Source organism: Vibrio sp. 10N.261.55.F4 (assembly GCF_041470465.1).
Classification (GTDB): domain Bacteria; phylum Pseudomonadota; class Gammaproteobacteria; order Enterobacterales; family Vibrionaceae; genus Vibrio; species Vibrio crassostreae_C.
The window spans coordinates 1-7,904 of record NZ_JBFRMM010000030.1; the positions used below are offsets into that span (position 1 = coordinate 1).

The following is a 7,904-nucleotide window of genomic DNA, read 5'->3' on the forward strand; positions in this document are numbered from 1 at the left end:
TTTACTTTAATTGGTATAAAACACGTAAAAAAAGACCGAGCTAGGCTCGGTCAAAGGACAGTTGTCTAGAGTAAGCACGTCTTGGACTCATCGAGAGAACTGCTTTTAGAGTAGCGAGGCTAGATTAAGAATCCATTGCAAGATAGTGACACTTCGACTGCTTTTCTGTTTCAAAAATAATATTGAAAACATTACCTTAAGCTCATCAAAAGCCGACTGTGAGTTACGCAGGTCGGCTTTTTATTCACTTCTCTTTCGAATTTTTATCTCTATCTACACTCGATTAAAAAGCGTCGTCCACGATCTCTTTTAATCGGTCATAAGGCACATATCCTGGTAAAACATTTCCGTTCATCATCATGGTTGGAGTGCCCGTTAAGCCGAGTGCACTGAACGTTTGATGGTTAGTGGTTAGAACCTGGTTTTGTTCTTGAGTTGTTTTTAGTTCCGCCTCTGTTCCCGTCTTCTTGGCAACGGCTTCTAGTGAGCTTTTCGAGTGAATACCGCTTTTCGCCATCAGCAATCTATCAACTTCAGGGAATGCTTCTGGGTTATCTTTCCATACTTTCATCGCGTATAGCGCCGCGTTGGTGTCTAGCCCCGCAACTTGTTGCTGCTTAAACGATAAGTACACGTTGATCACTTTAATGTCGCTGTTTTCAGAGGCTAATTGAACCAAGCCTTTTTCCAAGCGCTTACAGTAAGGGCAGTTATAGTCGGTAAAGTTAATGATGACCGATTTGCCATCCGGATTGCCCGTGATTGGGTGGGCGTCATTGTTGTATAACCAATCATGGCTTTCCGCTTGGGCTTTTTTCGTTTGCTCTTGACCTGCTACGTACTGCTCTAAACTGGTATGCAATCCAGAGATCGTCGATGGATTTTCCTTCAGGAATTGATTAATTTCTTCAAGTTGTTGAGTTTGTTCTTTGTTTAATTCTGCGAAGGCATTAGTACTCATTAATGAGCCTATAATCAGTGCGCTTATCAGATGCTTTTTCATATTGTCTTTTCTCAAATTCGTGATAATCGTGAGCGCTTATTAGGTTGCGCTTACATTAATATTGTTTGTTAAACTGGCTGAGTCGGTTTATTCACTTAGCTTTGCTCTGTTTTTCTTTGTGAGCGATTTAGGCAAAGTAGGTTCTTAACCACAGGCCGATAGGGGATGTAACGCCGGTTGCGATACTGCTAATCTTTCCATCTTTGATGATGACAATACTTGGCGTGACATTGACTCCCCAACTTCTGCTGATCGATCCAGAGAGATCATTGATCACAGGGAAGTCATACTCTTTCGCCTCTAAGTAGCGCTGGACACGTTCGTCTGGACCAGACGATAGAGCGACCGAAACCACCTGATGGGAATCACTGAAGCTATTAACCGTCGGGCTTACAAATTTGCAGGCACCACACCAAGTCGCCCAAAAATAGACAATGACTGGCTTACCATTTTTGCTTAGCTCGATAACATCAATATCTTCGCCTTGGAGCGATTGACCCACAATTGGAATCGCATCGCCCTGAGGCATGCTTCTGCTGTGATAAAAGTCCATGGCAAATGAAACCACGCCAACGATCAATATCATTGAAACCAGTTCCTTTCCCCACTTCTTAAGACGACTTGGCTTTTTGGCCTCACCCTTTACAGCGTCGTCTTCAATCGTGCTAGATTTATCTTCATTGTTGGGAGTCTTCATCAGTTATCTCGCAGCGTCGATGGCTTGAACGACAGTGTCACTGTTGAGAATGACAGGCAGTGGAATACCGCTTTTATAGCTCGGGCCGTAGACGATATTAAATGGCACACCAAATCGCCCATTACTTTGTAAGTATTGAGTGACACTTTCACTTGGTGTTGTCCAATCACCTTTCATCAAAACAATGTCTTCTTGCTGTAGGTGACTGTAGACAGGGTCTTGAAGGATGACGCCGATCTTGTTGGCTTTACAAGTGATACACCAATCAGCAGTCACATCAACAAACACCGTTTTGCCTTCATCAACGAGCTGAGGGATTTGCTTCGCATCCAGCTTTTGCCAAGCGAGATCGTCAACAATCGGAGTCGCCCAGTTATCAGCGGTGACACTACCGACGATCAATGCAGCACCAAACACCAAGGTTGTGGTTGCGACGATAGGAATAAGCACCTTGCGACCCAACTTACGGCCAATCCAAATCAATACTGAAATCACGATAAATAGCGACAGCAGGATAGTTGGGAATTTACCAATGAATGGGCTAAGGAGGCTTGTTAGCCATAGGCTGGTAATGAACATCATTAAGCCAAATACCAGCTTAACTTTGAACATCCACGCCCCAGGCTTTGGAAGCAATTTGGTTAGGCTTGGGAATAGCGCAAAGATCAACCAAGGCGCACTCATACCGATACCAAGCGTGATGAAGATAGCCCATAACTCTTGGTAGCTTGCTCCAAGTGCATACGCGACAGCGGTTCCTAGGAATGGCGCGCTACACGGCGTTGCTAACAGCGTTGCAAACATGCCTTGAACAAAGTGGCCTGAATGTGAGTCATCGCCTTTGGTTGCCATCCAGGTGTTTAAACCTGATGGTAGTCTGAATTCGAATAACCCAAGCAGGTTAATCGAAAACAGCAAAGTGATGATCAGCATGAACCCGATGAACCAAACATTTTGGAACTGGATTCCCCAGCCAATTGCATTACCACCCATTTTTAGAGCGGTCATACCTAGGGCTAACAGCGCAAATGACGTAATGACACCAGAAGCAGACGCTAAGAATGAGAGTCGGATATGACGATTAGATGCCCCTTGGTTTTGAATGATGCTGTTTAACTTCATTCCTAATACTGGCAACACACATGGCATGATGTTGAGGATCAAACCACCAATTAAGGCAAAACCGATCATCGCAGTAAAACCGTTACTGTTTTCTTGATAAGCGATTGGTTTTGACCCAACTTGAGCTGTCATCTCTTCGGCAAAGTTTGTGTCTGAAACGGTGACACTCACGTTACGGTCCGTTAAGTCGACTTCACCTATCCAGTTGCTCACATCAAATACGGCCGTCATTGTATTGTCTGTTATGTGGACGCTTGGTTGAGAGAAGAAGTCATCAATCACTTCTTGCCCGTCAATCAACACCATTGGCTTATCCCAACCATCTTTGCTTGTCAGCTGAGTAACCAATTGCTGCTTGCTCTTATCCCAAAACAAACCGTTCACCGAAGTGCGGTTAGCTTCTCGTGGCGACTGGCTCATGCCTTGGTTGAACAAGAACATCGCTTCTTCATCGAGCGCTAAAGTTTGTGGGTCAATCGGCAGTTCGATATCGTAATCGGTTAACACACAGATATTGGTACACGACGGAAATGTAAACGATGCCCTGAATATCGCAGGCTTCGTGTTGTCTTTCAGGGATAAAGTGACAGGAAAGCTGACATGTTTTTTGTAGCCTAACGTCATGACGTCAAGCTGCTCGTAGTATTTAGGTATCGGCCAGTGCCACTCTACTGACTCAATGTTTGTTGAACCAGACCAGTCCCAGCTTGGCGGAATGCCACCTTCGCCTGGGCTGCGCCAATAGGTTTTCCAGTCGCCGTCGAGCACGACATCGAGCACGGTTTGGATCTTAGAGCCGTCATCCGACTGTTCACCCGTCGACATCATTCGCATTTTAACAGGCGGATGCTCAGGCACACTAAGCCAGCCCGTTGTCTGTGCCAAGGCGGTAAATGACGTCATAACCAAAAGGGCAGTGACTAAGGTTTTCGCGCATGTACGCATAGAGAATGCCAACGAATCGACAAACTTAGTTAGTAGTGTGTTGTACACAAATGTATCTCCAAAAAATAAATAAAAGGGTGTAGTAGCCCGGTTATTTACTCTCTAAATATACAGTGCTTTAGATGCAATCGGTGTTTTGTCGGTCGAGTAGAGCGATGATTGTCTCCGGATAATCTCGAGATGTGCGGAGATAAGTTGAATGCAACAGCAATCATCAGAACGAAAGGGATCAGCCAGCCCGTTTTAGGTGCGGCAAAGGTCAGCATTTTCGAACTTAGGCTGCATGAATTTGAATTGGGGGACGTTAACATTTTTGAGGCTTCTAAGCCGAAAACGCTGGCGTATAGAGCAGCCATTTTTTCTGAAGAAGCGATGTTGGTTTGGGGATTACTGGTTTCTGTATGAGTTTGTGTGCCAACTAGGACTGATTGGCCATTAGCGGATGCAGATAACGATACTTTCTTGACGGGCAGAGTGCTCGCCAGACAAGTTACGATAACCAGTCCGGTAAGGAAGAGCGCCCAAAGCGAATGCTTTTGTCGGCGGTTCTGTGTGTATAAGAAAAGTAGCGATGTGTTCAGCAAATTAGTCAGTAATCAAATCTGTTAGTCGTTAAAGCAAGCTCATTGAATTGTGGTTAGCTTAGATAAGTTCTCTTCGTGCCACAAGTCATAAAATGGTTAAAGTGAAACTATGTATAAATGCGGGAAACGGCAGATACACGATAAAAGACGCATAAACACCAATTCACGCGAATACGACATTGAGCTGTAGCTAAAGTTCACAACAACTGAAAGTTATCGCTAATTACTCTGTATTGAGTGGTTTATTAACTATCAGGACGGGACAGGCGATACAAAAAAGCCCAACAGATCGTCAGTGAACGTGTTGGGCTTTAATCATTGGTGCTATTGGAAAGGCTTAGTGAGTGCGGCGAGGGCCGTTACGTACCAAGTCTTTACCGTTATCAAACACCTCTTTGGTGATCCAGCGAGCAAGCAGAACTTTATGGCTGCTATTGAATACAGCAACGAAGTGACGACCATCTGAATTATTGGTTGCCATGCCTACACCTTCAACGCCTTCAAGGCCTAAACCGCCAGCTTCCACTGAAATTAGGAATTGCTCTAGTTCTTCTAGAGACTCAATAATATCAAGTTCGTTGTTCATTTTTATGCTCTCTTGCTGTGAGTCAACATCGTATTTAGGGCGCTTTAGTGCTGTGCTCGAATGAAGATATTGGCTGTTGTTCTTTGTTGGATGCGTACTCTACAGGTCATAAGAGGGGATTGGAACTCTCAAATATTAGAAGCAGGCTGATAATTTGCGAATTTTTAACATAACATACGTTTAAATGCTTGTTATCCATATTCTTTTTACTACTATTTATAGGGTCAATTTAGACAGTGATAGGAATTAATATGATGAAGGTTTGGCGTTGTCTATTGTTAATGTTGGCGTTTGTCGCATTTGGAAGTTATGCGCAGAGCGTTGAGAAAATCGCAGAAGTACAAGATCAGTTAATGCTCGATCTAGCAACATTAGAAACGGCGCATGATGCTGAAAAACCCTTTCTTGAAGATATCTTAAGGCGTAAGAACCAGGGCCTACGCGAAGAGATTTTTTCACAGCTATCGTCAGATAAAAAAGAGGGGCTGGATGTCACTCTTGCTCAGCAGGTCGAACTGCTACAAAAATTGCTGTCGTTGAATGAAACTAAAATCGTTTCAATGAGTAAAGAAAACCGTTCAGCTGAAGGTGACGCTAAAAAACGCCTTGAATTGCGTATTCAAAAACGAATCGGAATGATGGATGTCTATTATCAGCAGCTTGCTAAGACCTTAAATTGGTCGAAAGAGCGTGGTGTTGATGTTGCTGTTCCTGAAGGTGAGCTCAAAACGGCACTTGTTTCTCGTTCTCAATATCTTACTAATGCAATTCTATACACGGATACACAACGTCAAGATTTAGAACGCCGGTTATCTTATGTAAGTGAAGAAGAGAAAGCGACGATTAAAACTGAGCTTGAACGCTTCAGTGAGCGAACTAGCGTTATGGTCGCGAGCTTAGAAGAAACCATCACGCTAATGGAACCGTTTGGCGTGGATGTGACTTCGTACAAACGTGTTTTGCTAGCGACGACAGGTGACATTAACGCCGATGTGTTGGATGTTGATGTTGCACTGGAGCTGTTGGATGGATGGCTTCGTTCGTTCAGTTCATGGGCTTTTGAAAATACCCCTTCTTTTATCGTTAAACTTGCTCTGTTTCTCGGTATTTTGTATGTAACTCGCCTTATTGCTAACGTGGCTCGCAAAACCGTTCGTAAGAGTGTTTCGCACTCTAAAATGGACTTCAGTGTATTGATGCAGGACTTCTTTGTATCCATCGCATCTAAAGCGGTCGTGTTTATTGGTTTGCTTATCGCACTGTCTCAAATAGGGATAGAGCTAGCACCTCTTCTTACTGGTTTCGGTGTAGCCGGTGTCATCATTGGTTTCGCATTGCAAGACACACTATCTAACTTTGCATCGGGTTTGATGATCTTGATCTACCGTCCTTATGACGTCGGTGACATGGTTAAAGTGGCAGGCGTGCAAGGCACGGTAAAAGACATGAGCTTAGTATCGACGACTGTTCAAACCATTGATAACCAACGCTTGGTGATCCCAAACAACAAGATTTGGGGTGACGTGATCAACAACATCACGGCAGAACGTGTAAGACGTGTTGATATGGTTTTCGGTATTGGTTATTCAGATGATATCGATAAAGCGAAAGCGGTATTGAACGACATCATTCTTGCACACCCTCTAGTGTTGAAAAAACCAGAGCATATGATCAAGCTTCATACCTTGAATACGTCTTCTGTTGATTTCGTAGTACGACCTTGGGTTAAGACTGATGACTATTGGGATGTGTACTGGGATGTAACGGAAACCGTGAAGAAACGCTTCGATGAAGAAGGCATCACGATTCCATTCCCTCAACGAGATGTACATATTTACAATCACGAAGAGAACTAAACGAAAGATCTAGTATGAAAAGCTATTACGAAAAAGCTAAGCATGGCTTAGAGCCATCATTCTTAATGTGATATCAAATGGACGCTGAACAAGCGTCCATTTTTATTGGCTGCCGTTTATATTGAGCTTCATTCTTTTATGTCACTCAACCGCCTTAGAATTACGTTATGATGGGGTAGGCTTAGTTTGGACAGTTGAAAGCGAATGGATGATTCACAGAAAAAAACGAATACTAGAAATACACCTGTAAGAAAAGCGACCCGAATCGAAAGCGTCATGAACTCTGCGATGTGGCATTTAACTCAGCGAGATATGACGGAAAGCGAGTTGGTTGCGAAGCTCAAAGTGAAAACCGACAATCAAGAATGGATCGATGAAACTCTAGGGACACTGAAAGGCTTCGGGTATCTCAAGTCTGACCAAGTGTTTGCTGAACAATTCGTGGAACAAGCTTTTTCTGGTGAATTCGGTTCTCGATATATTGTCGAAAAATTGAAGAAGAAAGGCCTGACCGATTCAGTGATTTCTGATGCAATCCATAAAGTGTCGTTCGAAAAGTCTATTGATGAACAGACCATCCTGATAGACCGCATCAACCATTACTATACAAGTTTTACCATGAGCCGTGAAAAGCTTGTCGCGACCCTGCAAAAGCGTGGCTTTAGCTATCAACAAGTTAAGGTAGCGATTGAGCAGCACCCACAAGCGCATCAACTGAAAAGTAACATTCAAATTAAGGCCGAGAAAGCCGACTTGGAAAAAGAGGTGCTCAAGTACGCTCGTAAAGGCAAGGGACTGACTGCCATTCAGCAAGAACTTAGACAACGACAAATCGACACAAGTGAGCTGTCATCGCTCATCGACCGATTGATTAATGAAGAGCAGCTAGATTTCTATTCTTCTTGTTTAGAACAGTTGCAGAAGAAGCCTTATGACCTAAACGATCATAAAGAACGCTCTAAGGCTTACGCGATGCTAAGTCGAAAGGGGTTCTCTTCTGACGAGATCAAATTTGCATTGAGTGAAGGTAACGAATAACTAAGCCGGAAAAATTTCCTATTGTAGTATGTTGGTTTGTCCTAAGTAACTATTGTCGGATAGACGGCACCTG

At 43.6% G+C, this 7,904-nt stretch carries 7 protein-coding genes; 3 read left to right on the plus strand and 4 right to left on the minus strand.

Annotation, left to right across the window (positions count from 1 at the left end; translation table 11 throughout):
- Positions 1–283: 283 nt before the first annotated feature.
- The 3 genes from AB4249_RS14740 to AB4249_RS14750 form a co-directional block, all read right to left on the minus strand.
- Positions 284–1,003 carry a DsbA family protein gene (locus tag AB4249_RS14740; RefSeq protein WP_372103752.1) on the minus strand — a complete coding sequence of 240 codons (720 nt, stop codon included), beginning with the start codon at positions 1,001–1,003 and terminating at the stop codon, positions 284–286.
- Positions 1,004–1,130: 127 nt separating this feature from the next.
- Positions 1,131–1,700 carry a protein disulfide oxidoreductase gene (locus tag AB4249_RS14745; RefSeq protein WP_229647366.1) on the minus strand — a complete coding sequence of 190 codons (570 nt, stop codon included), beginning with the start codon at positions 1,698–1,700 and terminating at the stop codon, positions 1,131–1,133.
- 3 nt (positions 1,701–1,703) lie between these two features.
- Complete coding sequence (locus tag AB4249_RS14750; protein ID WP_372103758.1) at positions 1,704–3,767, minus strand: protein-disulfide reductase DsbD family protein; 2,064 nt, start codon at positions 3,765–3,767, stop codon at positions 1,704–1,706.
- A gap of 195 nt (positions 3,768–3,962) precedes the next feature.
- On the opposite strand from AB4249_RS14750, the gene AB4249_RS14755 reads away from it, so the two are divergent.
- The gene (locus tag AB4249_RS14755) at positions 3,963–4,172 is read left to right on the plus strand and encodes a hypothetical protein (RefSeq protein ID WP_371722397.1); all 210 of its coding nucleotides are present in this window, start codon (positions 3,963–3,965) and stop codon (positions 4,170–4,172) included.
- 516 nt (positions 4,173–4,688) lie between these two features.
- Here the strand turns inward: AB4249_RS14755 and AB4249_RS14760 are convergent.
- On the minus strand, positions 4,689–4,937 hold the full coding sequence (locus AB4249_RS14760) for a hypothetical protein (RefSeq protein WP_017062732.1): 249 nt from the start codon (positions 4,935–4,937) through the stop codon (positions 4,689–4,691).
- A gap of 251 nt (positions 4,938–5,188) precedes the next feature.
- Here AB4249_RS14760 and AB4249_RS14765 point away from each other — a divergent pair, with 251 nt between their 5' ends.
- Together AB4249_RS14765 and AB4249_RS14770 are read left to right on the plus strand one after the other, a co-directional pair.
- Positions 5,189–6,793, plus strand: coding sequence for a mechanosensitive ion channel family protein (locus tag AB4249_RS14765; RefSeq protein ID WP_017064335.1), 1,605 nt, complete (start codon positions 5,189–5,191; stop codon positions 6,791–6,793).
- 204 nt (positions 6,794–6,997) lie between these two features.
- Positions 6,998–7,831, plus strand: coding sequence for a RecX family transcriptional regulator (locus AB4249_RS14770; RefSeq protein ID WP_372103755.1), 834 nt, complete (start codon positions 6,998–7,000; stop codon positions 7,829–7,831).
- Positions 7,832–7,904: the final 73 nt, after the last annotated feature.